This window comes from Streptomyces sp. ERV7 (assembly GCF_001653515.1).
Lineage (GTDB): Bacteria > Actinomycetota > Actinomycetes > Streptomycetales > Streptomycetaceae > Streptomyces.
Genome location: NZ_LYOY01000029.1, coordinates 616443 through 640677, shown reverse-complemented (window position 1 = coordinate 640677; position 24235 = coordinate 616443). Strand labels below are relative to the sequence as shown.

The window sequence follows — 24235 nt, the reverse complement described above, 5'->3', positions numbered from 1 at the left end:
GTTCCCCGCGCCCTTATTTGGCCCGGAGTTCGGCTGCGGCTGAGTGGGGGCTGGTCGCGCCGTTCCCCGCGCCCCTAGGAGGACGGGGTGCGGCCGGCCCGTGCAGTTCAGCCGTCCGGCTGCGCCCCGGGCCCTGATGTACGGCTGCGGGTCGGTGGGGGCTGGTCGCGCCGTTCCCCGCGCCCCTGAAGGCCTCGGCCATCCGCGGGCCGGTGGAGGGTTGCTCGCGCCGTTCCCCGCGCCCCTGAAGGCCTCGGCCATCCGCGGGCCGGTGGAGGGTTGCTCGCGCCGTTCCCCGCGCCCCTGAAGGGCTGTGGCTGAGCTGGGTTCTCCGGCTGCGGCGGACTACCCAGGGGCGCGGGGAACTGCGCGACCAGCCCCCACCGGCCCGCAGAGCAATACGGCCAGCGGCGCAGCCGGTCCCACCGGCCCGCGGGCAGAACACGGTCGGGGCGCGGCCGGCCCCGGGGGGCTCAGCCCCGCCCGATGTACGGCATCGCCGTAGCCATCACCGTCGCGAACTGCACGTTCGCCTCCAGTGGCAGCTCCGCCATGTGCAGCACCGTCCGGGCCACATCCGCCGCGTCCATCACCGGCTCCACCGCCAGCTCGCCGTTCGCCTGCGGCACGCCCGTGGTCATCCGGGCCGTCATCTCGGTCGCCGCGTTGCCGATGTCGATCTGGCCGACGGCGATCCGGTACGGGCGGCCGTCCAGGGAGAGCGCCTTGGTCAGGCCCGTCATCGCGTGCTTGGTCGCCGTGTACGCCACCGAGTTCGGCCGCGGCACATGCGCCGAGATCGAGCCGTTGTTGATGATCCGGCCGCCCTGCGGGTCCTGCTCCTTCATCTGCCGGAACGCCGCCTGGGCGCACAGGAACGCCCCGTTGAGGTTGGTGTCCACGACATGGCGCCACGCCTCGTACGCCAGGTCCTCCACCGCGACCCCGCCGGGGCCGAACGTGCCCGCGTTGTTGAAGAGCAGGTCGAGCCGCCCGTACCGGTCCCGTACCGCCGCGAAGAGGGCCGCCACCTCGTCCGGCGACGTCACGTCCGTACGGACGGGGAGGACGTCGGCGTCCGGGCCCGCCAGGGCCGCGGTCTCCTCCAGAGGTTCCGGGCGGCGGCCCGCCAGGGCGACCGACCAGCCCGCCGCGGCCAGGGTGAGCGCCACGGAGCGGCCGATGCCGGAGCCGGCGCCGGTGACGACGGCGGTCTTGCGCGCTGCGGATGCGTTCATGGCCCGGAGCGTACGGGAGCCGCCCGGGGCCCGACCGGAGCCGTCCGGGATGTGGGCCCGGGCCGCACCCCGGTCCTGAGCACCCCCGAAGGGCTGAGAGCATGGATGCTTGAAACTACAACGGTCCATGCGGCCGGAAGCGGGAGAAGCACCCATGGCGGAGAGCAGCCGGACCGCACCGGCCCCGATACCGGCCGCGGCCCCCGTCGCCGCCCGCCGCGCCGGACTGCTGGTCACGCTGGTCCTCGGCGGGCTCACCGCGCTCCCGCCGCTCTCCATGGACATGTACCTGCCCGCGCTGCCCGAGGTCACCGGCGCGCTCCACGCGCCCGCCGCCACCGTCCAGCTCACGCTCACCGCGTGTCTGGCGGGCATGGCGCTCGGCCAGCTCGTCGTCGGGCCGATGAGCGACAAGTGGGGACGCCGCAGGCCGCTCCTGGTCGGCATGGTCGTGTACGTGGTCGCCACCGCCGTCTGCGCCTTCGCGCCCGACGCCGGACTGCTCATCGCCTTCCGCCTGCTCCAGGGCCTGGCGGGCGCGGCGGGCATAGTGATCGCCCGCGCGGTGGTGCGCGATCTGTACGACGGCGTGGAGATGGCCCGGTTCTTCTCCACCCTGATGCTGATCTCCGGCGCCGCCCCGGTCGTCGCGCCGCTGATCGGCGGCCAGGTGCTGCGGCTGACCGACTGGCGCGGGGTGTTCGTGGTGCTCACCGCCGTCGGACTGCTGCTCACCCTGTTCGTGTGGCGCTGCCTGGGCGAGACGCTGCCGCCCGGGCGACGACACGAGGGCGGGGTCGGCGAGGCCCTGCGCACCATGGGCTCGCTGCTCCGGGACCGCGTCTTCACCGGCTATGTCCTGGCCGGTGGACTCGCCTTCGCCGCGCTCTTCTCGTACATCTCGGCCTCCCCGTTCGTGATCCAGGAGATCTACGGGGCCTCGCCGCAGACCTTCTCGCTCCTGTTCGGGCTCAACTCGGTCGGTCTGGTCGCCGCCGGGCAGATCAACGGGAAGCTGCTGGTGGGCCGGGTCAGCCTCGACAAGGTGCTGGTGTGCTCGCTGAGCACGGTGGTGCTCGCGGCGGTGGCGCTCCTTGTCATGACGTCCGGCGTCTTCGGCGACCCGGGCCTCGCGCCGGTCGCGGCCGGGCTGTTCGTGCTGATGTCCGCGATGGGCATGGCCACGCCCAACACCACGGCCCAGGCCCTGATGCGCACCCCGCACGCGGCGGGCTCCGCGTCCGCGCTGCTCGGCACGTCGTCGTTCCTGATCGGGGCGGTCGCCTCCCCGCTGGTGGGCATCGCGGGGGAGGGGACGGCCGTCCCCATGGCGGTGGTGCAGCTCGCCTCCGGCGTGGCCGCGCTGCTCTGCTTCCTGCTGCTGTGCCGGCCCTGGCAGCGGCAGGAGACGGTGGCCTGAGCCGCGCCGCCCAGACCGCGCCGCGACCGTAGAATCCCCGGGTGAACGAGAACGTCCCCGTCCCGCAGACCCTGCGCTCCGCCCTCGCCGGGCTGCTCGACGGGCTGCCGCCGTCGCAGGCCGCGCGGGCCGTCGACCGGCTGATCGCCAACTACCGGGGCGCCACCCAGACCCACGCCCCGGTGCTGCGCGACCGCTCCGACGTGGCGGCGTACGCCGCGTACCGGATGCCCGCGACGTTCGAGGCGGTACGGTCCGCCCTCGCCGCCCTCCAGGACGCCGTCCCGGACTGGGCCCCGGCCACCCACACCGACGTCGGCGGCGGCACCGGCGCGGCGAGCTGGGCGGTCGCGGAGGCGTGGGACACCGCCACCACGGTCCTGGACTGGGCCGAGCCCGCACTCGCGATCGGCCGTGAACTCGCCGAGGCCTCCGGCATCGACGGCCTCGCCGCGATCCGCTGGGAGCGGGCCCGGATCGGCACGGCGCTGACCCTGCCGGAGAACGACCTCGTCACCGTCTCGTACGTACTGAACGAGCTGACCGTCGAGGACCGCCGGGCGCTCGTGGACGCCGCCGCGCGCGCCGCGACCGGCGCCGTGGTCATCGTCGAGCCGGGCACCCCCGACGGCTACGCGCGGATCATCGAGGCCCGCGACCGGCTGATCGCGGCCGGGTTCACCGTCGCCGCGCCCTGCCCGCACAGCGCCGCGTGCCCCATCGAGCCGGGCACGGACTGGTGCCACTTCTCCGCCCGGGTCAGCCGCTCGTCCCTGCACCGGCAGGTCAAGGGCGGGTCACTGGCGTACGAGGACGAGAAGTTCAGCTATGTGGCGGCTGTACGGGGGGCGGCCGAGCCCGCCGTGAACCGGGTCACGCGGCGGCCGCAGATCCGCAAGGGTCAGGTGCTGCTCGACCTGTGCACGGCGGAGGAGGTGCTGCGCCGCGAGACGGTCACGAAGCGGCACGGGGTGCTGTACCGGGCGGCCCGGGACGCGGAATGGGGCGACGCGTGGCCTCCGGCCGGGTAGCCCGGTCCTGGCCCGCGGGCCGGTGGGGGCTGGCCGCGCAGTTCCCCGCGCCCCTTTTGGCCCGGTCTTCACCTGCGGCCCGGTGGTGGGTTGCTCGCGCCGTTCCCCGCGCCCCTTTTGGCCCGGACTTTGTCTGCGGGCCGGTGGTGGGTTGCTCGCGCAGTTCCCCGCGCCCCTTTTCGGCCCGGACTTTGTCTGCGGGTCGGTGGGGGCTTGTCGCGCCGTTCCCCGCGGCCCTTGAACGGCCGGTTCTCGTCTGCGGGTCGTGGTCGCTTGCTCGCGCAGTTCCCCGCGCCCCTGGGCGGACCCGGGGACGCGGGGTGGCCGTTGGCCGAAGTTCTGGGGGGCTTCGGCTCGCGGGCTTGATCAGCCACGGCCCCGCGCCTTCAGGGGCGCGGGGAACTGCGCGGCCAGCCCCCACCGGCCCGCAGGTGGAAGGGACCGCGAGCAGCCCGCACGGGCCGCGCCTTCACGAGGCGCGCGGCACTGCGCGAGCAGCCCGTACGGGCCGCGGCCTCGCGGGGCGCGGGCAACCCGAGACGGGCCGCGGGCGAAAGCGGACCTCAGGTCCGTAGCTCCTGGGTGCAGCACTTCACGCTGCCGCCGCCCTTGAGCAGCTCACCCAGGTCCATGCCGACCGGCTCGTACCCCCGCTCCCGCAGGGACGAGAACAGGCCCACCGCCCCCTGCGGCAGCAGCACATGGAGGCCGTCGCTCACCGCGTTCAGCCCCAGCGCCGCCGCGTCCGACTCGGAGGCGATCACCGCGTCCGGGAAGAGCCGGGCGAGGACGGCCCGGCTGCCGGGGGAGAAGGCGCCGGGGTAGTACATGATCTCGTCGGCCGAGTCGTCGAGGACGCACAGGGCCGTGTCCAGGTGGTAGTAGCGCGGGTCGACGAGGTCGAGCCCGATCACCGGGCGCCCGAAGAACTCCTGGGCCTCGTCGTGCGAGAGCGGGCTGGACCGGAAGCCGCGCCCGGCCAGCAGGTAGGACGCGGTGACGGCGAAGTCGCCCTCGCCCTCGTTGATGTGGGACGGATCGTGGATCTCCGTGAAGCCGTGCGCGCGGAACCACTCCAGATGGGCCGAGGCCTCCGCCTCCCGTTCCGGGTGGGCGAAGCGGGCGCCCAGCACCCGGCCGTCGATGACGGTGGCCCCGTTCGCGGCGAAGACCATGTCGGGCAGATCGGGGCGGGGTTCGAGCAGCTCGACGGTGTGGCCGAGCGCCCGGTAGCGGTCGCGCAGGTCCTCCCACTGGGCGAGGGCGAGCGGCAGGTCGACGGGCTTGGCGGGGTCCATCCAGGGGTTGATGGAGTACGTGACCTTGAAGTGTGCCGGTGGGCACATCAGATAGCGCCGGGGTCTGGCGACTCGGGGTGCACTGAGGTCACGGGTCTCACTGAGCAATGAGGGCTCCTCACGGACGACTTCGGCTGCACGCGCCGCATCTGCGGTCGTGGTCAGCCCATGGTGCGGCCTGCCCGCCGTTCGCGCAGTGATCCGTCCGGGTGTTTTTCGCCGCTTCACACGCTGTTGCCCCGCGCGCGCCCTTGACAGAGACGATACGTTTCGCCTCGGTGACGCTAGGATCCCGGCATGGCGAACAAGGGGCATGCGCCCGACACGGCACCCGACTCCGCGGGAGAGAAGGCACCCGGCTCCCCCCGCGAGAAGGCACCCGACTCCACCCGCCGCAGCGAGCGCTCGCGGCGCGCGATCTACGACGCGGCGCTCTCCCTCGTCGGCGAGGCGGGTTACGCCAAGACGACCATCGAGGGCATCGCCGCCCGCGCCGGGGTCGGCAAGCAGACCATCTACCGCTGGTGGCCCTCGAAGGCCGCGGTCCTGCTCGAAGCGTTCGTCGACCTCAGCCACCAGGCGATCCAGGGCGAGGTGTCGCTGCCCGACACCGGTGACCTGGAGGCCGACCTCAAGCTGGTGCTGCGCGCCACCGTCGACGAGCTCAACGACACCGCGACCGAGGCCCCGTACCGGGCGCTCGCGGCGGAGGGCATCATCGACCCGGAGCTCGCCGCCGCCTTCGTGCAGAGCCTCCTGGAGCCGCAGCTGCGGCTGTACGTGGACCGGCTGCGCTCCGCGCAGGACGCGGGCGAGGTACGGGCCGACGTCGACCCGCGCACCGCCCTGGAACTGCTGGTGGGCCCGCTCTCGCACCGCTGGCTGCTGCGCACCCTGCCGCTCACCCACGCCTACGCGGACACCGTCGTCGAATACGCCCTGCGCGGACTCGCCCCCCGCTGAGAGCCCCGGGTTGGGGGGTACGGCCTCGGGGGGCGCAGGATGGTGGGAGCATGGGGAGAAGGTTCTCGCGGGGCAACGGTGAGGTGAGGGGATAGATGGGCGCGGAGTACGGGCGTTCCGGCAGCTCGGAGAGCAAGCTGTCCCGCTGGCTGCGCAGGCGTCCCAAGGACGCCCCCGGCGCCGACGCGGACCGCCTCGCCCAGCTGCTCGCCACCGCCGCCGCGAAGCTGCCGCTCGCCCCGGCCGCGTATCCCGTCGGCTACCGGTGCTCCTGTGACCGCGTGGGCTGTCCGACCCCGGCGCGCCACCCGGTCTCGTTCGCCTGGCAGACGCAGTCGACCACCGACCGCGCCCAGATCGAACGGTGGGCGCAGGGGCAGCCCGAGGCGAACTTCATCACGGCGACCGGCATGGTCCACGACGTGCTGGACGTGCCCCTCGAAGCGGGGCGCGAGGCGCTGGAGCGGCTGCTCGCGGAGGGCGTCGACGTCGGTCCGGTGGCCGAGTCCGGCGGGGTCGGCGACCAGGCCCGGATGCTGTTCTTCACGGCGACGCGGGGGACGCCGGAGGACGAGGACGAGTGGTGGCCGTGCGAGCTGGACTGCCACCCCGAGACGATGGACGAGCATCCGGGGCTGCGGTGGCACTGCCGGGGCAGCTACGTCCTGGTCCCGCCGGCCCGGCTGCCGGGCGACCACGTCGTGGCGTGGGTCCGAGGGCCCGAGCACGATCTGCCCGATCCGCTGACCCTGCTTGAGTCCCTCACGGACGCGTGCGCCCGGCACGGCGCCGGCGACGCCCACGCGGTGGCCTGGCCCCTGGGCCGCTAGTTCTGGGCCCGGACTTCACCACCGGCCCGCGCTTTCACGCGGCGCGAGCCACTGCGCGCTTTCACTCGGCGCGAGCCACCGCGCAAGGTCACGCGGCGCGAGCCACTCGCGCCTGCTACTCGCCCTTCGCCGCCACCAACCCCTGCAAACGGTTGATCACCGTCACCGGGCCGCCCCGGCCCTTCGGGATGCGGGCCGCGTCGTCCGAGACGCGTTCCTTCGTCACCGTCGACTTCGGCTCGCCCGTCATCAGGGCCCGTACGTCCGCGTTGATGTTCAGGCGTACGCCCTTCGCCGCCGTCTGGCGTTCGAAGTGGCGGGTGGCGAAGAAGGCGAGTGCGCCGCCGTCGCGGGTGCGCAGGGCCAGCGGGGCGAAGTCGCCGCCGTCCAGCGGCTGGTCCACGTACTGCGTGGACATGCCCGGCAGGACCGCGTTCTTCTTGCGCTGGGCGCGCCACTCGGTGGTGTGCGGGCCGGAAGCGAAGGTCTCGGGGCGGCCGGTGCGCAGATATGCGACGTACTGCTCGCTCAGGTCCTTCGGGGCCACCGCGAGGCCCGTGTCGTCCGGCCGTACGGGCTCGGCGAAACCGTCCTTGTCCAGGGCGAAGGCCGGGACGTCCTTGGGGGCCAGGACCGAGAGGTGGGCGACCTTCCAGACGTCGTCCACACCGCCGCGTACGAACACCAGCAGCCAGCGCGTGTCGTCCGCGCCGCTGTCCTTGTCGCGGTTGGAGTCGGTGTCGGCGACGAACCAGCGCGGCCAGCCCGCCTTCCTGGGTATCGCGAACCGCGCGTCCGTCAGCTCCAGCGGTACGTGCTGCGGGTTGCCGCCCGGGTCGGTGACCTGGCGGGCCCTGAGCCCGGCCTGGTTGACCGCCCCGAGCGGACCGGTGACCCGGCCCGCGTCGAGGGCCGGGTCGAAGGCCTTGTCGGCCTTGTTGTACGCGTCCGTGAAGTCCCTGAGCGCCTGTGCGGCCTCAGCCCTGGTCGCCGACGGTACTACTTCCCGCTCGCCGTGCACCGTCACGCAGCCGCTCGCCGTCACCGTCAGTACGGTCACCGTCGCGAGCGCCGCCGTCAGCCGACTCACCCTGCTCATGGACTGCCTTCTGCCCCTCGTCCTTCTTGGCCGCCGCCGCGGGAGCGGAGCTCCTCACGGACTTCGCGAACCCTACCGGGGCGAAGAACAGCGCGAGCGTGGGGATGAGGTACAGCGCCCACACCGTGACCTGGAGGACGGTCGGGTCGGGCTGGAAGTTGAGGACGCCCTTGAGGACCGTGCCGTACCAGCTGTCCGGCGGGATCGTGGAGCTGATGTCGAACGCCAGGTTCCTGATGCCCGGGACGAAGTCGGCTTCCTGCAGGTCGTGCACGCCGTACGCGAGGACGCCCGCCGCCACCACGACCAGCATCGCGCCGGTCCAGGTGAAGAACTTCGCCAGGTTGATCTTCAGCGCGCCCCGGTAGAAGAGCCAGCCCAGGAACACCGCCGTGGCGAGTCCGAGGAGCGCGCCGATCAGCGGGTCGGTGTTGCCGCTGTCGGAGCCGGCCGCGTGCACCGAGGTCCAGACGAACAGCGAGGTCTCCAGGCCCTCCCGGCCGACCGCCAGGAAGGCGGTCGCGACCAGCGCGCCGGTGCCGAGCCGCAGGGCCGCGTCCAGCTTGCCCTGGAGCTCGGACTTCAGGAACCGCGCGGTGCGCCGCATCCAGAAGACCATCCAGGTCACCAGGCAGACGGCGACGACCGACAGCGAGCCGCCGAGCGCCTCCTGCGCCTTGAAGGTCATCTCCTGCGAGCCGAACTCCAGGCCCGCGCCGAAGCCCAGCGCCACCAGGACGGCGACGGAGATGCCGATCCAGATGGGCCGCAGCGCCTCGCGGTGGCCGGTCTTGACCAGGTACGCGACGAGGATGCAGACGACCAGACTGGCTTCCAGGCCCTCGCGCAGGCCGATCAGGTAATTGCCGAACATTCGTTTCTCCTCAGCCCTCGGCCGATCAGCTGAACAGTGCCCGGCCCCACCAGTCATCCTTGTCGCGGATGCCCGGCGGGACGGCGAAAATCGCCGAACTCACGTGCTGGATGTACTCGTTGAGCGCGTCGTGGCCCGCGAGGCTGCGCTGCACCGGCAGGAAGCCCTTGCGGACGTCCCGCTGGTAGGCGAGGAAGAACAGGCCCGCTTCCAGACGGCCGAGGCCGTCCGTGCCGTCCGTGAAGGAGTAGCCGCGGCGCAGGATCGTCGCCCCGCTGTTGGAGTCGGGGTGCGCCAGGCGCACGTGCGCGTCCGGCTTCATCGCCTTCAGGAACGGCTCGTCGCGCTCCTTGGCCTTGCCGACCGGGGCGCCCTCGCCCTTGTCGCGGCCGAAGATGTCCTCCTGCTCCGACAGCGAGGTGCGGTCCCAGGTCTCGATGTGCATCCGGATGCGGCGGGCCACCAGATAGGAGCCGCCGGCCATCCAGGGCGAGCCGTCCTTGTCGCCGACCCAGACGTGCTTGTCCAGGGCGGCCGCGTCGGTGCCCGAGACGTTCCGGGTGCCGTCCTTGAAGCCCATCATATTGCGCGGGGTCTGGGCGTCCGGCGTCGTCGAGGACGTCTTGCCGAAGCCCAGCTGCGACCAGCGGATGGCGGTCTTGCCCATGCCGATCCGGGCCAGGTTGCGGATCGCGTGCACCGCGACCTGCGGGTCGTCCGCGCACGCCTGGACGCACAGGTCGCCGTCGCTGCGCGCGGGGTCGAGGTTGTCGCCGGGGAACTTCGGTATGTCGACCAGCGCCTCCGGCCGCTTGCCCTCCAGGCCGAAGCGGCCCTTGGCGAAGAGCGAGGGGCCGAAGCCGATCGTCAGGGTGAGCCGGGACGGCTTGAGGCCGAGCGCCTCGCCGGTGTCGTCCGGCGGCGCCTCCCCGAGCCCGCCGTAGGCGCCCTCGCCGACCGTCTGGCCCGCGGTCATCCGCGCGGCCGCGGCCGTCCAGTCCTTGAGGAGCTGGATCAGCTCGGCCCGGTCCTTGGTGGTCACGTCGAACGCGGCGAAGTGCAGCCGGTCCTGGACGGCGGTGGCGATACCGGCCTGGTGGGCGCCGTAGAACGGCACGGCCGCGCCGGAGTCGGCGGCGGGTACCGCGTCGCTGCCGTCACCGCGCACCGCGGCGACGGCACCGCCGGCCGCGGCGGCGCCGAGCGCCAGGCCCGCACCGCCCCAGCCTGCTCGCGTCGTTCTCCGCGCCCCTTAAGACCCTCGTTCGTCTGCGGACCGTGCTCGCTTCTCGCGCAGTTCCCCGCGCCCCTCAAAGCCTGTGGCCGAGCTGGATTCTCCGGCTGCGGCCGACCCCTCAGGGGCGCGGGGAACTGCGCGGCCAGCCCCCACCGGCCCGCAGGTGGAAGGGACCGCGAGCAGCCCGCACGGGCCGCGCCTTCACGAGGCGCGCGGCACTGCGCGAGCAGCCCGTACGGGCCGCGGCCTCGCGGGGCGCGGGCAACCCGAGACGGGCCGCGGGCGAAAGCGGACCTCAGGTCCGTAGCTCCTGGGTGCAGCACTTCACGCTGCCGCCGCCCTTGAGCAGCTCACCCAGGTCCATGCCGACCGGCTCGTACCCCCGCTCCCGCAGGGACGAGAACAGGCCCACCGCCCCCTGCGGCAGCAGCACATGGAGGCCGTCGCTCACCGCGTTCAGCCCCAGCGCCGCCGCGTCCGACTCGGAGGCGATCACCGCGTCCGGGAAGAGCCGGGCGAGGACGGCCCGGCTGCCGGGGGAGAAGGCGCCGGGGTAGTACATGATCTCGTCGGCCGAGTCGTCGAGGACGCACAGGGCCGTGTCCAGGTGGTAGTAGCGCGGGTCGACGAGGTCGAGCCCGATCACCGGGCGCCCGAAGAACTCCTGGGCCTCGTCGTGCGAGAGCGGGCTGGACCGGAAGCCGCGCCCGGCCAGCAGGTAGGACGCGGTGACGGCGAAGTCGCCCTCGCCCTCGTTGATGTGGGACGGATCGTGGATCTCCGTGAAGCCGTGCGCGCGGAACCACTCCAGATGGGCCGAGGCCTCCGCCTCCCGTTCCGGGTGGGCGAAGCGGGCGCCCAGCACCCGGCCGTCGATGACGGTGGCCCCGTTCGCGGCGAAGACCATGTCGGGCAGATCGGGGCGGGGTTCGAGCAGCTCGACGGTGTGGCCGAGCGCCCGGTAGCGGTCGCGCAGGTCCTCCCACTGGGCGAGGGCGAGCGGCAGGTCGACGGGCTTGGCGGGGTCCATCCAGGGGTTGATGGAGTACGTGACCTTGAAGTGTGCCGGTGGGCACATCAGATAGCGCCGGGGTCTGGCGACTCGGGGTGCACTGAGGTCACGGGTCTCACTGAGCAATGAGGGCTCCTCACGGACGACTTCGGCTGCACGCGCCGCATCTGCGGTCGTGGTCAGCCCATGGTGCGGCCTGCCCGCCGTTCGCGCAGTGATCCGTCCGGGTGTTTTTCGCCGCTTCACACGCTGTTGCCCCGCGCGCGCCCTTGACAGAGACGATACGTTTCGCCTCGGTGACGCTAGGATCCCGGCATGGCGAACAAGGGGCATGCGCCCGACACGGCACCCGACTCCGCGGGAGAGAAGGCACCCGGCTCCCCCCGCGAGAAGGCACCCGACTCCACCCGCCGCAGCGAGCGCTCGCGGCGCGCGATCTACGACGCGGCGCTCTCCCTCGTCGGCGAGGCGGGTTACGCCAAGACGACCATCGAGGGCATCGCCGCCCGCGCCGGGGTCGGCAAGCAGACCATCTACCGCTGGTGGCCCTCGAAGGCCGCGGTCCTGCTCGAAGCGTTCGTCGACCTCAGCCACCAGGCGATCCAGGGCGAGGTGTCGCTGCCCGACACCGGTGACCTGGAGGCCGACCTCAAGCTGGTGCTGCGCGCCACCGTCGACGAGCTCAACGACACCGCGACCGAGGCCCCGTACCGGGCGCTCGCGGCGGAGGGCATCATCGACCCGGAGCTCGCCGCCGCCTTCGTGCAGAGCCTCCTGGAGCCGCAGCTGCGGCTGTACGTGGACCGGCTGCGCTCCGCGCAGGACGCGGGCGAGGTACGGGCCGACGTCGACCCGCGCACCGCCCTGGAACTGCTGGTGGGCCCGCTCTCGCACCGCTGGCTGCTGCGCACCCTGCCGCTCACCCACGCCTACGCGGACACCGTCGTCGAATACGCCCTGCGCGGACTCGCCCCCCGCTGAGAGCCCCGGGTTGGGGGGTACGGCCTCGGGGGGCGCAGGATGGTGGGAGCATGGGGAGAAGGTTCTCGCGGGGCAACGGTGAGGTGAGGGGATAGATGGGCGCGGAGTACGGGCGTTCCGGCAGCTCGGAGAGCAAGCTGTCCCGCTGGCTGCGCAGGCGTCCCAAGGACGCCCCCGGCGCCGACGCGGACCGCCTCGCCCAGCTGCTCGCCACCGCCGCCGCGAAGCTGCCGCTCGCCCCGGCCGCGTATCCCGTCGGCTACCGGTGCTCCTGTGACCGCGTGGGCTGTCCGACCCCGGCGCGCCACCCGGTCTCGTTCGCCTGGCAGACGCAGTCGACCACCGACCGCGCCCAGATCGAACGGTGGGCGCAGGGGCAGCCCGAGGCGAACTTCATCACGGCGACCGGCATGGTCCACGACGTGCTGGACGTGCCCCTCGAAGCGGGGCGCGAGGCGCTGGAGCGGCTGCTCGCGGAGGGCGTCGACGTCGGTCCGGTGGCCGAGTCCGGCGGGGTCGGCGACCAGGCCCGGATGCTGTTCTTCACGGCGACGCGGGGGACGCCGGAGGACGAGGACGAGTGGTGGCCGTGCGAGCTGGACTGCCACCCCGAGACGATGGACGAGCATCCGGGGCTGCGGTGGCACTGCCGGGGCAGCTACGTCCTGGTCCCGCCGGCCCGGCTGCCGGGCGACCACGTCGTGGCGTGGGTCCGAGGGCCCGAGCACGATCTGCCCGATCCGCTGACCCTGCTTGAGTCCCTCACGGACGCGTGCGCCCGGCACGGCGCCGGCGACGCCCACGCGGTGGCCTGGCCCCTGGGCCGCTAGTTCTGGGCCCGGACTTCACCACCGGCCCGCGCTTTCACGCGGCGCGAGCCACTGCGCGCTTTCACTCGGCGCGAGCCACCGCGCAAGGTCACGCGGCGCGAGCCACTCGCGCCTGCTACTCGCCCTTCGCCGCCACCAACCCCTGCAAACGGTTGATCACCGTCACCGGGCCGCCCCGGCCCTTCGGGATGCGGGCCGCGTCGTCCGAGACGCGTTCCTTCGTCACCGTCGACTTCGGCTCGCCCGTCATCAGGGCCCGTACGTCCGCGTTGATGTTCAGGCGTACGCCCTTCGCCGCCGTCTGGCGTTCGAAGTGGCGGGTGGCGAAGAAGGCGAGTGCGCCGCCGTCGCGGGTGCGCAGGGCCAGCGGGGCGAAGTCGCCGCCGTCCAGCGGCTGGTCCACGTACTGCGTGGACATGCCCGGCAGGACCGCGTTCTTCTTGCGCTGGGCGCGCCACTCGGTGGTGTGCGGGCCGGAAGCGAAGGTCTCGGGGCGGCCGGTGCGCAGATATGCGACGTACTGCTCGCTCAGGTCCTTCGGGGCCACCGCGAGGCCCGTGTCGTCCGGCCGTACGGGCTCGGCGAAACCGTCCTTGTCCAGGGCGAAGGCCGGGACGTCCTTGGGGGCCAGGACCGAGAGGTGGGCGACCTTCCAGACGTCGTCCACACCGCCGCGTACGAACACCAGCAGCCAGCGCGTGTCGTCCGCGCCGCTGTCCTTGTCGCGGTTGGAGTCGGTGTCGGCGACGAACCAGCGCGGCCAGCCCGCCTTCCTGGGTATCGCGAACCGCGCGTCCGTCAGCTCCAGCGGTACGTGCTGCGGGTTGCCGCCCGGGTCGGTGACCTGGCGGGCCCTGAGCCCGGCCTGGTTGACCGCCCCGAGCGGACCGGTGACCCGGCCCGCGTCGAGGGCCGGGTCGAAGGCCTTGTCGGCCTTGTTGTACGCGTCCGTGAAGTCCCTGAGCGCCTGTGCGGCCTCAGCCCTGGTCGCCGACGGTACTACTTCCCGCTCGCCGTGCACCGTCACGCAGCCGCTCGCCGTCACCGTCAGTACGGTCACCGTCGCGAGCGCCGCCGTCAGCCGACTCACCCTGCTCATGGACTGCCTTCTGCCCCTCGTCCTTCTTGGCCGCCGCCGCGGGAGCGGAGCTCCTCACGGACTTCGCGAACCCTACCGGGGCGAAGAACAGCGCGAGCGTGGGGATGAGGTACAGCGCCCACACCGTGACCTGGAGGACGGTCGGGTCGGGCTGGAAGTTGAGGACGCCCTTGAGGACCGTGCCGTACCAGCTGTCCGGCGGGATCGTGGAGCTGATGTCGAACGCCAGGTTCCTGATGCCCGGGACGAAGTCGGCTTCCTGCAGGTCGTGCACGCCGTACGCGAGGACGCCCGCCGCCACCACGACCAGCATCGCGCCGGTCCAGGTGAAGAACTTCGCCAGGTTGATCTTCAGCGCGCCCCGGTAGAAGAGCCAGCCCAGGAACACCGCCGTGGCGAGTCCGAGGAGCGCGCCGATCAGCGGGTCGGTGTTGCCGCTGTCGGAGCCGGCCGCGTGCACCGAGGTCCAGACGAACAGCGAGGTCTCCAGGCCCTCCCGGCCGACCGCCAGGAAGGCGGTCGCGACCAGCGCGCCGGTGCCGAGCCGCAGGGCCGCGTCCAGCTTGCCCTGGAGCTCGGACTTCAGGAACCGCGCGGTGCGCCGCATCCAGAAGACCATCCAGGTCACCAGGCAGACGGCGACGACCGACAGCGAGCCGCCGAGCGCCTCCTGCGCCTTGAAGGTCATCTCCTGCGAGCCGAACTCCAGGCCCGCGCCGAAGCCCAGCGCCACCAGGACGGCGACGGAGATGCCGATCCAGATGGGCCGCAGCGCCTCGCGGTGGCCGGTCTTGACCAGGTACGCGACGAGGATGCAGACGACCAGACTGGCTTCCAGGCCCTCGCGCAGGCCGATCAGGTAATTGCCGAACATTCGTTTCTCCTCAGCCCTCGGCCGATCAGCTGAACAGTGCCCGGCCCCACCAGTCATCCTTGTCGCGGATGCCCGGCGGGACGGCGAAAATCGCCGAACTCACGTGCTGGATGTACTCGTTGAGCGCGTCGTGGCCCGCGAGGCTGCGCTGCACCGGCAGGAAGCCCTTGCGGACGTCCCGCTGGTAGGCGAGGAAGAACAGGCCCGCTTCCAGACGGCCGAGGCCGTCCGTGCCGTCCGTGAAGGAGTAGCCGCGGCGCAGGATCGTCGCCCCGCTGTTGGAGTCGGGGTGCGCCAGGCGCACGTGCGCGTCCGGCTTCATCGCCTTCAGGAACGGCTCGTCGCGCTCCTTGGCCTTGCCGACCGGGGCGCCCTCGCCCTTGTCGCGGCCGAAGATGTCCTCCTGCTCCGACAGCGAGGTGCGGTCCCAGGTCTCGATGTGCATCCGGATGCGGCGGGCCACCAGATAGGAGCCGCCGGCCATCCAGGGCGAGCCGTCCTTGTCGCCGACCCAGACGTGCTTGTCCAGGGCGGCCGCGTCGGTGCCCGAGACGTTCCGGGTGCCGTCCTTGAAGCCCATCATATTGCGCGGGGTCTGGGCGTCCGGCGTCGTCGAGGACGTCTTGCCGAAGCCCAGCTGCGACCAGCGGATGGCGGTCTTGCCCATGCCGATCCGGGCCAGGTTGCGGATCGCGTGCACCGCGACCTGCGGGTCGTCCGCGCACGCCTGGACGCACAGGTCGCCGTCGCTGCGCGCGGGGTCGAGGTTGTCGCCGGGGAACTTCGGTATGTCGACCAGCGCCTCCGGCCGCTTGCCCTCCAGGCCGAAGCGGCCCTTGGCGAAGAGCGAGGGGCCGAAGCCGATCGTCAGGGTGAGCCGGGACGGCTTGAGGCCGAGCGCCTCGCCGGTGTCGTCCGGCGGCGCCTCCCCGAGCCCGCCGTAGGCGCCCTCGCCGACCGTCTGGCCCGCGGTCATCCGCGCGGCCGCGGCCGTCCAGTCCTTGAGGAGCTGGATCAGCTCGGCCCGGTCCTTGGTGGTCACGTCGAACGCGGCGAAGTGCAGCCGGTCCTGGACGGCGGTGGCGATACCGGCCTGGTGGGCGCCGTAGAACGGCACGGCCGCGCCGGAGTCGGCGGCGGGTACCGCGTCGCTGCCGTCACCGCGCACCGCGGCGACGGCACCGCCGGCCGCGGCGGCGCCGAGCGCCAGGCCCGCACCGCCCCAGCCGAGCAGGGAACGGCGGGACGGGGCCGAGGACGTGGTGCCCCCGGCGGCGGCGTCGTCGGTGGTGGTGGTGCCGGTGCCGGCGTCGGTCGTGTCGCTCATGGCGGACTCCCTCCTGTTCTGACTGCGTGCGGTGCTACTTGGCGACGGCCGCGGCGAGCTTGGACAGCGGCTCGCTGAGCGCGTTCACGCCGTCGGACAGCTGCTTGCGGTCGCTCGGGCTGACCTTGTCGTACGAGGTGAAGTCGTACGAGTTCTTGTCGGCGCGGTACTTGTCGAGCTGGGCCCCGATCGCCGCGAACTGCTTGTCGAGCTCGGCGGTGAGCTTCGGGTCGTTCTTCGACGCGACCGGCTTGAGCAGCTCGTACGCCTTCTGGGCGCCCTCGACGTTGGCCTTGAAGTCGACCAGGTCGGTGTGGCTGTAGCGCTCTTCCTCACCGGTGACCTTGCCGGTGGCGACCTCGTCCAGGAGCTCCTTGGCGCCGTTGGCCATGGAGGTCGGGGTGATCTCGGCGGTGCCGACGCGCTTCTGCCAGTCCGCGATGTCCTTGGAGAGCTGGACGCCCAGCTTCTTCTCCTCGTCGCCGATCTTGCCGTCGGCCCACAGCGCCTTCTCCAGGCGGTGCCAGCCGGTCCACGTCTGGCCCTTCTCCAGGCCGTCCTCGCGCACGTCGGTCTTCGGGTCGATGTCACCGAAGGACTCGGCGACCGGCTCGGTGCGCTCCCAGCCGATGCGCGAGGGGGCGTACGCCTTCTTCGCGCCCTCGACGTCGCCGGCCGCGATCGCGTCCGTGAAGGTCTTCAGCTTGGGCAGGGTCTCGTCGGCCTGCTGCTGCACATAGGTGCGGTAGGCGGCGACGGCCGCGTCCAGCTTCGGGTCGCGCTTGGCGGTCTGGCCGCCGGTGACGGTGACCTTCTGGCGGATGCCGCTGCCCTTCATACCGGGCTTGCAGGCGATCTCGTACGAGCCGGCCTTCACCTCGGCGGTGAGGTTCTGCTTGAGGCCGGGACCGATGTTCTCGCGCTCGGCGACGATCCGGTCGTCCGGGAAGAGCAGATAGACCTCGGTGACCTTGGAGCCCTTGTTCTCGATGGCGAACTGCACATGTCCGGCTGCGAACTCGGTCTTGGACACCTTGCAGGCGTCGTCCGATGCGGTGACCTGGATGGCGCCGTCGCTCTTGGAGTCGCTCTTGGCGGAGCAGCCCGTGACGGCGGCCAGCGCCGCCGCGGCCGTGGCGGCGGTGACAACGGAGAGACGGACGGCTCGCATGTGGGCTCCACACTGGGTTCGGTCAGGGGGTGAGGCGGACCTAACTTAACCGAGGCTTACCTGACCGATACCCATCGGGTCAGTGATTCAGCTCTCACCTCCTGCCGGTCGACAGCCGTCGATAACAGGCCAATCACAGGAAAGCCATGGTCGGGTCAAGGAACGGTCAAGCGACGCTGTGCGGACCATGATCCACCGGTTTCGCCCCGAGCTCACACGCCTGCGCATGGCTGATTTCTTGCGCCCCCGCGCGCTTCTTTGCGCCCCCATGACTCCGTACGCACTCCCGTTTGGGCAGCACGAGCGGAACCCCGGTCTCCGGGTGCCGGAAGACCTCCACCGGCTGCCGGTAGACCCGGCTCAGCAGCTCCTCGCCGAACACCTCGGCGGGCGCCCCCTCGGCCGCGACCGCCCCGGCGTGCAGCACCGCGACCCGGTCCGCGTACGCCGCCGCGAGCCCCAGGTCGTGCAGGACGACCACCACGGCGTCCCCGGCCCCGGCCCGCTCCCGGCACAGCCGCAGCACCAGCTCCTGGTGGCGCAGGTCGAGCGCGGCGGTCGGCTCGTCGAGCAGCAGCACCGGAGCGCGCTGGGCCAGCACCCGGGCCAGCGCCACCCGGGCGCGCTCGCCGCCGGAGAGCGCGGCGTAGGGGCGGGCGGCGAACGGGGCGACCTCGGTGGCCGTCATGGCTGCCGCGACCACCTCGTCGTCGTCCTCCCCGCCGTCCGTACACACACCGGCCCAGGGCGCCCGGCCCATCCGGATCACCTCCTCGACCGGGAAGGAGAGCGCGGCGGACTGGGGGAGCACCGCGCGGCGCAGCGCCAGCTCGCCCGGGGACCAAGCGGCCGGCGGCCGCCCGTCGATCAGCACCTCGCCCGCCGAGGCCCCGAGGTCCCCGGCGAGCGCCCCCAGCAGGGTCGACTTGCCCGCCCCGTTCGGTCCCACGCACCTCCCCGGCGCGGGCCCGCACCGACACCCCGTCGAGCACGGTCCGCCCGCCGCCGATGAGTGCGGTGAGCACGCCGAGGGGGAGTTCGGCGGGCGCGGCGGCGGTCCTGGCCGCGAGGTCGCCCGCGACCAGCACGACCGCGCCGCCGAGCGCGCTCGCGGGCACCAGGAACCGGTGCCCGGGCCCGGCCGCCATCCGCAGCAGACGCGGCACGAGCAGCCCCACGAAGGTGATGACCCCGGTCACCGCGACCGCGGCCGCCGTCAGCAGCGCGCCGGCGGCGGCCGTACCGAGGTCTCCGAGGGGTCGTCCGCTGCCGAGGACGGCTTCGGATTCCCTCTCGCCAAGGCCGAGTTGAAGCCCGGCGCCCGCAAGGTGAACGCTTCCTTCCGTGGCAAGGTCCGGTTCACCTACGCGGCCCACGGCGGCCTGGACATCGCGTTCGGTGCGGTACGGGTCGAGGCGTCCGGCGCCAAGGGTGCCCTGTACGTCGACGTCGCCACGCCCCAAGGGGTCAAGCGGAACGTCGAGTTCGCCTCGCTGGACCTCTCCCGGGCCGACTTCACGCCTCGCAAGGACGTGGTGCGGCTGACGGCCGTACCGGCGTCCTTCACCGCCGCCGGGGGCGGGCGGGAACGTCGGCGGCTCGACGACCGGCGGCTCCCTCGCCGCCACCGGCTCCTCCGCCCCGACGGGACCGCTGCTCGGCGCCGCGGGCGCGCTAGCGGTGACCGGGGCGGCGGCGGTGTACGCGGCCCGCCGCCGGACCGCCCTCGGCCGCGCCTGACCCCGACCCGTACCGCAGGGCCGCACCCTTCCGGGAGGGTGCGGCCCTGCGGCCGTCGCCGGTGTTGTTGAATGCCGGGGTGACGGAAAACGGCGTACCAGGCGTACTCATCGACGTACTGCGGGTCTTCTGCGGGCCCGACGGCCGCCACGGCAACGCCCTCGGTGTGGTGCGCGAGGGCTCCGCGCTGCCCGACGAGGCGGCCCGGCAGGCGCTGGCCAAGGAACTCGGCTTCAGCGAGACGGTGTTCGTGGACGACCCCGAGCGGGGCGCGGTCGACATCTACACGCCCGGCCTGCGGCTGCCCTTCGCGGGTCACCCGCTGGTGGGGGCGGCGTGGCTGCTCGACATAGACGTACTGGAACTGGCCGTCGGGGACGTGTTCGCGCGCCAGGACGGCGAGTTCACCTGGATCACCGCCCGCTCGGAGTGGGCCCCGCCGCGCACCCTGAGGCAGTACGCCTCGGCCACCGAGGTGGACGCGCTGGAGGTGCCGGAGCCGGGGGAGTGGGTGTACGCCTGGGCCTGGGAGGACGAGGCCGCGGGGCGTATCCGGGCCAGGGCGTTCCCGGGCCGGGGCGACGGCATCGACGAGGACGAGGCAACGGGAGCGGCGGCCCTGCTCCTGACGACCCACCTGGCCCGAGCCTTGAACATCACCCAGGGCAAGGGCTCCCAACTCCTCACGGCCCCCGGCCCGGACGACACGATAGAACTGGGCGGCAGGGTAAGGCTGACACACAGGGCGACCCCAACCCCCTAGGGGCGCGAAGCGCACCGCGACCAGCCACGACGGCGCCGCAGACGAAAACCGGGCCTCGCGAAGCGCACCGCGACCAGCCACGACGGCGCCGCAGACAAACTCCGGGCCCCCGCTACGCGCTGCGCGGGAACTCGTCCCCCAGCTCACGGAACACCGCCGTGTTCAGCGAGAACGCCCGCCGGCACTCGTCCACGATCCGCTGCTTCTCCAGATCGTCGACGTTCACCGCGTCCAGCAGCTCCCGATACCCCCGCTTGAACGCCGCCGGGTTCGGGATCGACTCGAAGACGTAGAACCGCACCCCGTCGCCCTTCCGGGCGAACCCCCACGTCTTCTCCGCCTTGTCGCGGATGATCTGCCCTCCGGAGAGATCCCCGAGGTACCGCGTGTAGTGGTGCGCCACATATCCGGCGGGCCACGTCACCGCACACTCGCGCACCCGGGCCGCGTAGGCCCGGGTCGAGGGGAGCGGCGCAGCGCCCCGCTCCCACCCCGCGCCGAGCAGATGGTTCAGATCCCGCTCCAGCGCAGCCGTACGCATCAGCTCGGGCCGTATGAACGGCCCCGCCACCGGGTCGTCGCGCAGCGCCCCCGCGCCTTCCTCAAGCGCCTGGTACACGAACCACAGCTGCTCGGTGTACCGGGCGTACGCCTCGACGCCGAGCCGTCCGCCGAGCAGGGCGCTCATGAAGCCGGAGGTCTCCGCCTCGGTGTGCTGTTCGTGCGACGCCGTGCGGATGAGGGTGGAGAAGGGCGTGTCCAAGGCGTGCCTCCGGAGACCGAGGGGTACGGGAACCAGCACCGATCCTGCTACTTAGGCTTACCTAAGTCAACTGGTTCCCGACGACCTGTCGGTAAATACGTACCCCGGGAGGCGGGGCCCCGATCAGGGCAGCGTGAGGATTTCCGCGCCGGTCTCGGTCACCACCAGGGTGTGCTCGAACTGGGCCGTCCGCTTGCGGTCGCGGGTGACGACCGTCCAGCCGTCCTCCCACATGTCGTACTCGTGCGTCCCCAGCGTCAGCATCGGCTCGATGGTGAAGGTCATCCCCGGCTTGATCACGGTGGTGGCGTGCGGCGCGTCGTAGTGCGGCACGATCAGGCCGGAGTGGAAGGCGGTGCTGATGCCGTGCCCGGTGAAGTCGCGCACGACGCCGTAGCCGAACCGCTTGGCGTACGACTCGATGACGCGCCCGATGATGTTGATCTGGCGGCCCGGCCTGACCGCCTTGATGGCGCGGTTGAGGGACTCCCGGGTCCGCTCGACCAGCAGCTTCGACTCCTCGTCGACATCGCCGCAGAAGTAGGTGGCGTTGTTGTCGCCGTGCACGCCGCCGATGTACGCGGTGACGTCGAGGTTCACGATGTCGCCGTCGTTCAGGACGGTGGAGTCCGGGATGCCGTGGCAGATGACCTCGTTGACCGAGCTGCACAGGGACTTGGGGAAGCCCCGGTAGCCCAGCGTCGAGGGGTACGCGCCGTGGTCGCACATGTACTCGTGCGCGACGCGGTCGAGCTCGTCGGTGGTCACGCCGGGCGCGATGAGCTTGGCGGCCTCCTCCATCGCGCGGGCGGCGATACGGCCCGCGATCCGCATGAGCTCAATCGTTTCGGCGGTCTGCACCTCGGGGCCGGTGTACGGCGTGGGCATGGGCTTCCCGACGTACTCGGGGCGGCGGATGTTCCCCGGGACGGAGCGGGTGGGAGAGAGCTCCCCTGGTACGAGCAGCGACTGGGCGGACATGCCGGCGAGTCTATCGAGCCGCGTTGGGGCAGCATGGTCGAGAAGGCCCGAGGACGGGCCGAGGAAGGAGCCTCCGTATGGCCCTGTTCAAGAAGCGCACGGCCGGCAAACCGGGCGAGTGGTACTACTGCCTGGTCCACGCCAAGGTCGAGGAGGGCCCGGAGTGCCCCGCGAAGGACCGCTTCGGCCCCTACGCGAGCCGTGAGGAGGCGGAGCACGCGATGCAGACCGCCCAGGAGCGCAACCTGGAGTGGGAGACGGACCCGAAGTGGCACGACAAGGCCTCCGGCCCGGAGGACTGAGCGCGCCCCTCTCGCACCCGTGGCTCGCCCGCGTCCCGGCGCCCCTTTCTGGCCCGGAGTTCGTGTGCGGGCCGGTGGTGGGTTGCTCGCGCAGTTCCCCGCGCCCCTGAGGGGGTTGGCGGCAGCCGGAGAACCCAGCTCAGCCACAGGCTTTTAGGGGCGCGGGGAACTGCGCGACCAGCCCACCACCGGCCCGCAGACAAACACCGGGCCCAGAAGGGGCCCCACCGGCCCGCAGGTGAAGGCCGGGCGCAAATCAGAACCTTTCGGTCGCGGTGGCCCGCCGTGCCGCTGGTGTTCCACCCCCAACCGCCCCGACCGCCACTTCTGCGGCCGCTGTGCGATGCCCCTCGCCGACGAGGCCGCACAGCCTCCCGCCCACCTTCCCTGGTGGCGTCGGCTCTTCGGACGGCGGAGCGAGACTCCCTGGGCCGGGGAACGGCCGCCGCTGCGCCGCGTGTTCGACCGCATCGGCACCTGGGTCGGTGCGGCGCTCGCCGTGACCCTCGTCATCCTCGGCGTCGTCTACATCCCCGACGGCGTCCATTCCGTACGCGACCACTTCGCCAAGCGTGCCCCCGTCGCGCCGGACGGCGTCCGGGCCTCCCACTCCTACGGTGGTCACCAGCCGCAGCTCGCCATCGACAAGCGCAGCAACACCTGGTGGGGTCCGGGTGTCTCGGACTCGGGCCGGGGGGAGTGGATCGAGTTCAACTTCACCGAGCCCACCCGGCTGCTGGACGTGATCATCACCCCCGGTGTCTCCGCGCGCGCGGACAAGCTGGGCGGCTCGGCGCTGCCGCACCGCATCAAGGCGACGGTGCTGACGAAGGACGGGAAGACCACGACCCGCGAGATCACCCTGGACCAGGGCGCGGGCGGCCAGCGCCGCCCCTTCCGCGTCGGCGACGCCGTCCGGGTCCGCCTCACGGTCGAGTCGGCCTACGCGGCCTCCGGCGACAAGCAGGTCGCCATCGCGGAGGTCGAGTTCTTCGGCCGGTCCAGCTCAAACGGCCTCTGACCCGAGCACACCGGCACCGGGAAGAGGACTGGTTCCGGCGGTCCGCAGCGGCCTCTGGAACCAGGCCACGTCCCAGTACCTGCCGAACTTCCGCCCGACTTCCCGGTACACCCCGACGGGCAGCGCACGTTACGCGGTTGCTTCCCCCGTCCCCGAGGGGGTGGAGCCGCGCAAGTCCCGGAAGAAGGCGCGGATGTCGCCGATGAGCAGGTCGGGTTGTTCCATCGCGGCGAAGTGGCCGCCTCGGTCGAACTCCGTCCAGCGGACGATGTTGTTGGTGCGTTCGGCGATGTGGCGCAGGACGATGAAGTTCTCCTGCGGGAACGCGGCGTACGCGGTGGGGGTCGCGGACGGCTCGGGCGGCAGGCCCCAGTGGTCCGCGTGGGCACGCTCGTAGTAGATGCGCCCGGAGGAGCCCGCGGTGCCGGTGAGCCAGTAGAGCATCACGTTCGTCAGGAGGTGGTCGCGGTCTACGGCGTCCTCCGGCCGGTCGCCGGAGTCCGTCCACTCCTTGAACTTCTCGGCTATCCAGGCGAGCTGGCCGACGGGGGAGTCGGTGAGGGCGTAGGCGAGGGTCTGCGGACGGGTCGACTGGAGGTCGGCGTAGCCCTGCTTCTCGCGGCTCCAGGCCCGCATCCGCTCCCAGGAGGCGAGGGTGCGTTCCCGCTCCGCGGGGGTCAGGGCGGCGAGTTCCGCCGCGGTCGGCTCGGCCGTCGCTCCGGCGCCGGGGATGATGTTGAGGTGGACGCCGATGACCTGGCCGGGGCGGATGCGGCCGAGTTCACGCGAGATGGCCGCGCCCCAGTCACCGCCCTGGGTGCCGTAACGCTCGTAGCCCAGCCGGTGCATCAGCTCGGCGAAGGCGGCGCCGACGCGGTGGTACTCCCAGCCCGTCTCGCGGGTGGGGCCGGAGAACCCGAAGCCGGGAATGCTCGGCAGGACCAGGTGGAAGGCGTCGGCGGGGTCGCCGCCGTGTGCGCGGGGGTCGGTGAGCGGGCCCACGATCCGCTCGAACTCGACGAAGGAGCCCGGCCAGCCGTGCGTGATGATCAGAGGCGTGGCGTCCGGTTCCGGGGAGCGGATGTGCGCGAAGTGGACATCGGCGCCGTCGATCGTGGTCGTGAACTGCGGCCATTGGTTCAGCCGCGCCTCCGCCGCCCGCCAGTCGTACGCGTACCGCCAGTGGTGCACCAGCTCCCGCAGATAGTCGCGCGGAACACCGTAGGCCCAGCCGACGCCCGGCAGCTCGTCGGGCCAGCGGGTGCGGTCGAGGCGGTGGTGCAGGTCGTCCAGCTCGCTGTCCGGAATCGCAATACGGAACGGTCGGATGCCCTCGTCCGGGGATGTCGTCATGGGGGCGCAGCCTAGATGGACGGCCCGA

21 protein-coding genes and 4 pseudogenes are annotated in these 24235 nt (G+C 72.3%); 10 read left to right on the top strand and 15 right to left on the bottom strand.

Annotation, left to right across the window (positions count from 1 at the left end; genetic code table 11):
* Positions 1-473: 473 nt before the first annotated feature.
* Complete coding sequence (locus A8W25_RS09185) at positions 474-1238, bottom strand: SDR family oxidoreductase (protein ID WP_067158513.1); 765 nt, start codon at positions 1236-1238, stop codon at positions 474-476.
* Between the two features lie 127 nt (positions 1239-1365).
* Between A8W25_RS09185 and A8W25_RS09180 the strand changes: the two genes are divergently transcribed.
* Entirely contained in the window at positions 1366-2658 is a 1293-nt protein-coding gene (locus A8W25_RS09180) for a multidrug effflux MFS transporter (RefSeq protein WP_067158511.1), read from the top strand.
* 41 nt (positions 2659-2699) lie between these two features.
* Positions 2700-3689, top strand: a complete 990-nt coding sequence (locus A8W25_RS09175; RefSeq protein WP_067158509.1) for a small ribosomal subunit Rsm22 family protein — start codon at positions 2700-2702, stop codon at positions 3687-3689.
* A 563-nt stretch (positions 3690-4252) separates the two neighbouring features.
* Here A8W25_RS09175 and ddaH (A8W25_RS09170) read toward each other — a convergent pair.
* Positions 4253-5095 (bottom strand): dimethylargininase, encoded by an 843-nt coding sequence (gene ddaH, locus A8W25_RS09170; RefSeq protein ID WP_420708426.1) that lies wholly within the window; start codon positions 5093-5095, stop codon positions 4253-4255.
* A 189-nt stretch (positions 5096-5284) separates the two neighbouring features.
* Between ddaH (A8W25_RS09170) and A8W25_RS09165 the strand changes: the two genes are divergently transcribed.
* Positions 5285-5950, top strand: coding sequence for a TetR/AcrR family transcriptional regulator (locus A8W25_RS09165; protein ID WP_079125917.1), 666 nt, complete (start codon positions 5285-5287; stop codon positions 5948-5950).
* A gap of 95 nt (positions 5951-6045) precedes the next feature.
* Positions 6046-6780: a bifunctional DNA primase/polymerase gene (locus A8W25_RS09160; protein ID WP_067158505.1), complete on the top strand. Its 735-nt coding sequence runs from the start codon at positions 6046-6048 to the stop codon at positions 6778-6780.
* A 115-nt stretch (positions 6781-6895) separates the two neighbouring features.
* Here A8W25_RS09160 and A8W25_RS09155 read toward each other — a convergent pair whose 3' ends face one another.
* From A8W25_RS09155 to ddaH (A8W25_RS09140), 4 genes and pseudogenes are all read right to left on the bottom strand, one after another.
* Positions 6896-7870, bottom strand: a complete 975-nt coding sequence (locus A8W25_RS09155; RefSeq protein ID WP_107470642.1) for a hypothetical protein — start codon at positions 7868-7870, stop codon at positions 6896-6898.
* Entirely contained in the window at positions 7758-8753 is a 996-nt protein-coding gene (gene efeU / locus A8W25_RS09150; RefSeq protein ID WP_067158501.1) for an iron uptake transporter permease EfeU, read from the bottom strand. Before efeU (A8W25_RS09150) ends, A8W25_RS09155 begins: the two co-directional genes overlap by 113 nt.
* A gap of 25 nt (positions 8754-8778) precedes the next feature.
* Positions 8779-9996: pseudogene (efeB, locus tag A8W25_RS09145) on the bottom strand (iron uptake transporter deferrochelatase/peroxidase subunit); the annotation flags it as partial.
* Positions 9997-10285: 289 nt separating this feature from the next.
* Positions 10286-11128 carry a dimethylargininase gene (ddaH, locus tag A8W25_RS09140; protein ID WP_420708426.1) on the bottom strand — a complete coding sequence of 281 codons (843 nt, stop codon included), beginning with the start codon at positions 11126-11128 and terminating at the stop codon, positions 10286-10288.
* Between the two features lie 189 nt (positions 11129-11317).
* Here ddaH (A8W25_RS09140) and A8W25_RS09135 point away from each other — a divergent pair, with 189 nt between their 5' ends.
* Together A8W25_RS09135 and A8W25_RS09130 are read left to right on the top strand one after the other, a co-directional pair.
* Complete coding sequence (locus A8W25_RS09135) at positions 11318-11983, top strand: TetR/AcrR family transcriptional regulator (RefSeq protein WP_079125917.1); 666 nt, start codon at positions 11318-11320, stop codon at positions 11981-11983.
* 95 nt (positions 11984-12078) lie between these two features.
* Positions 12079-12813 (top strand): bifunctional DNA primase/polymerase, encoded by a 735-nt coding sequence (locus A8W25_RS09130; protein ID WP_067158505.1) that lies wholly within the window; start codon positions 12079-12081, stop codon positions 12811-12813.
* 115 nt (positions 12814-12928) lie between these two features.
* Here the strand turns inward: A8W25_RS09130 and A8W25_RS09125 are convergent, their stop codons facing one another.
* The 6 genes and pseudogenes from A8W25_RS09125 to A8W25_RS34780 form a co-directional block, all read right to left on the bottom strand.
* Positions 12929-13903, bottom strand: a complete 975-nt coding sequence (locus tag A8W25_RS09125; RefSeq protein WP_107470642.1) for a hypothetical protein — start codon at positions 13901-13903, stop codon at positions 12929-12931.
* Positions 13791-14786, bottom strand: coding sequence for an iron uptake transporter permease EfeU (gene efeU / locus A8W25_RS09120; RefSeq protein ID WP_067158501.1), 996 nt, complete (start codon positions 14784-14786; stop codon positions 13791-13793). The genes A8W25_RS09125 and efeU (A8W25_RS09120) overlap by 113 nt, the downstream gene beginning before the upstream one ends.
* A 25-nt stretch (positions 14787-14811) precedes the next feature.
* Positions 14812-16113, bottom strand: a complete 1302-nt coding sequence (gene efeB, locus A8W25_RS09115) for an iron uptake transporter deferrochelatase/peroxidase subunit (protein ID WP_067158499.1) — start codon at positions 16111-16113, stop codon at positions 14812-14814.
* A gap of 34 nt (positions 16114-16147) precedes the next feature.
* Entirely contained in the window at positions 16148-17284 is a 1137-nt protein-coding gene (gene efeO / locus A8W25_RS09110) for an iron uptake system protein EfeO (protein ID WP_067158497.1), read from the bottom strand.
* Between the two features lie 166 nt (positions 17285-17450).
* Positions 17451-18288: pseudogene (locus A8W25_RS09105) on the bottom strand (heme ABC transporter ATP-binding protein); the annotation flags it as partial.
* Positions 18289-18510 (bottom strand): annotated as a pseudogene (locus A8W25_RS34780) (iron chelate uptake ABC transporter family permease subunit); the annotation flags it as partial.
* Between A8W25_RS34780 and A8W25_RS09100 the strand changes: the two are divergent.
* A complete protein-coding gene (locus tag A8W25_RS09100; protein ID WP_067158494.1) occupies positions 18412-19095 on the top strand; it encodes an HtaA domain-containing protein in 684 nt (227 codons plus the stop codon). The pseudogene A8W25_RS34780 and the gene A8W25_RS09100 sit on opposite strands and share 99 nt — an antisense overlap.
* Before the next feature lie 8 nt (positions 19096-19103).
* Entirely contained in the window at positions 19104-19787 is a 684-nt protein-coding gene (locus A8W25_RS09095; protein WP_067158492.1) for a PhzF family phenazine biosynthesis protein, read from the top strand.
* Positions 19788-19899: 112 nt separating this feature from the next.
* Here A8W25_RS09095 and A8W25_RS09090 read toward each other — a convergent pair whose 3' ends face one another.
* The gene (locus A8W25_RS09090; RefSeq protein ID WP_067158491.1) at positions 19900-20550 is read right to left on the bottom strand and encodes a heme oxygenase (biliverdin-producing); all 651 of its coding nucleotides are present in this window, start codon (positions 20548-20550) and stop codon (positions 19900-19902) included.
* 123 nt (positions 20551-20673) lie between these two features.
* Positions 20674-21531, bottom strand: coding sequence for a type I methionyl aminopeptidase (gene map, locus A8W25_RS09085; RefSeq protein WP_067158489.1), 858 nt, complete (start codon positions 21529-21531; stop codon positions 20674-20676).
* A 77-nt stretch (positions 21532-21608) separates the two neighbouring features.
* Here map and A8W25_RS09080 point away from each other — a divergent pair, with 77 nt between their 5' ends.
* Together A8W25_RS09080 and A8W25_RS09075 are read left to right on the top strand one after the other, a co-directional pair.
* Positions 21609-21833, top strand: coding sequence for a hypothetical protein (locus A8W25_RS09080; RefSeq protein ID WP_067158487.1), 225 nt, complete (start codon positions 21609-21611; stop codon positions 21831-21833).
* 232 nt (positions 21834-22065) lie between these two features.
* A pseudogene (locus tag A8W25_RS09075) lies at positions 22066-22854 on the top strand (NADase-type glycan-binding domain-containing protein); the annotation flags it as partial.
* A gap of 129 nt (positions 22855-22983) precedes the next feature.
* On the opposite strand, the gene A8W25_RS09070 reads toward A8W25_RS09075, so the two are convergent.
* Positions 22984-24207 carry an epoxide hydrolase family protein gene (locus tag A8W25_RS09070; RefSeq protein WP_067158483.1) on the bottom strand — a complete coding sequence of 408 codons (1224 nt, stop codon included), beginning with the start codon at positions 24205-24207 and terminating at the stop codon, positions 22984-22986.
* Positions 24208-24235: the final 28 nt, after the last annotated feature.

Coding starts and splice junctions, on each gene's coding strand:
- A8W25_RS09165 (WP_079125917.1), top strand. CDS start 5,285: ATGGCGAACAAGGGGCATGCGCCCGACACGGCACCCGACTCCGCGGGA.
- A8W25_RS09080 (WP_067158487.1), top strand. CDS start 21,609: ATGGCCCTGTTCAAGAAGCGCACGGCCGGCAAACCGGGCGAGTGGTAC.
- A8W25_RS09185 (WP_067158513.1), bottom strand. CDS start 1,238: ATGAACGCATCCGCAGCGCGCAAGACCGCCGTCGTCACCGGCGCCGGC.
- A8W25_RS09180 (WP_067158511.1), top strand. CDS start 1,366: ATGCGGCCGGAAGCGGGAGAAGCACCCATGGCGGAGAGCAGCCGGACC.
- A8W25_RS09160 (WP_067158505.1), top strand. CDS start 6,046: ATGGGCGCGGAGTACGGGCGTTCCGGCAGCTCGGAGAGCAAGCTGTCC.
- efeO (WP_067158497.1), bottom strand. CDS start 17,284: ATGCGAGCCGTCCGTCTCTCCGTTGTCACCGCCGCCACGGCCGCGGCG.
- A8W25_RS09135 (WP_079125917.1), top strand. CDS start 11,318: ATGGCGAACAAGGGGCATGCGCCCGACACGGCACCCGACTCCGCGGGA.
- A8W25_RS09070 (WP_067158483.1), bottom strand. CDS start 24,207: ATGACGACATCCCCGGACGAGGGCATCCGACCGTTCCGTATTGCGATT.
- efeB (WP_067158499.1), bottom strand. CDS start 16,113: ATGAGCGACACGACCGACGCCGGCACCGGCACCACCACCACCGACGAC.
- A8W25_RS09130 (WP_067158505.1), top strand. CDS start 12,079: ATGGGCGCGGAGTACGGGCGTTCCGGCAGCTCGGAGAGCAAGCTGTCC.
- efeU (WP_067158501.1), bottom strand. CDS start 14,786: ATGTTCGGCAATTACCTGATCGGCCTGCGCGAGGGCCTGGAAGCCAGT.
- map (WP_067158489.1), bottom strand. CDS start 21,531: ATGTCCGCCCAGTCGCTGCTCGTACCAGGGGAGCTCTCTCCCACCCGC.
- efeU (WP_067158501.1), bottom strand. CDS start 8,753: ATGTTCGGCAATTACCTGATCGGCCTGCGCGAGGGCCTGGAAGCCAGT.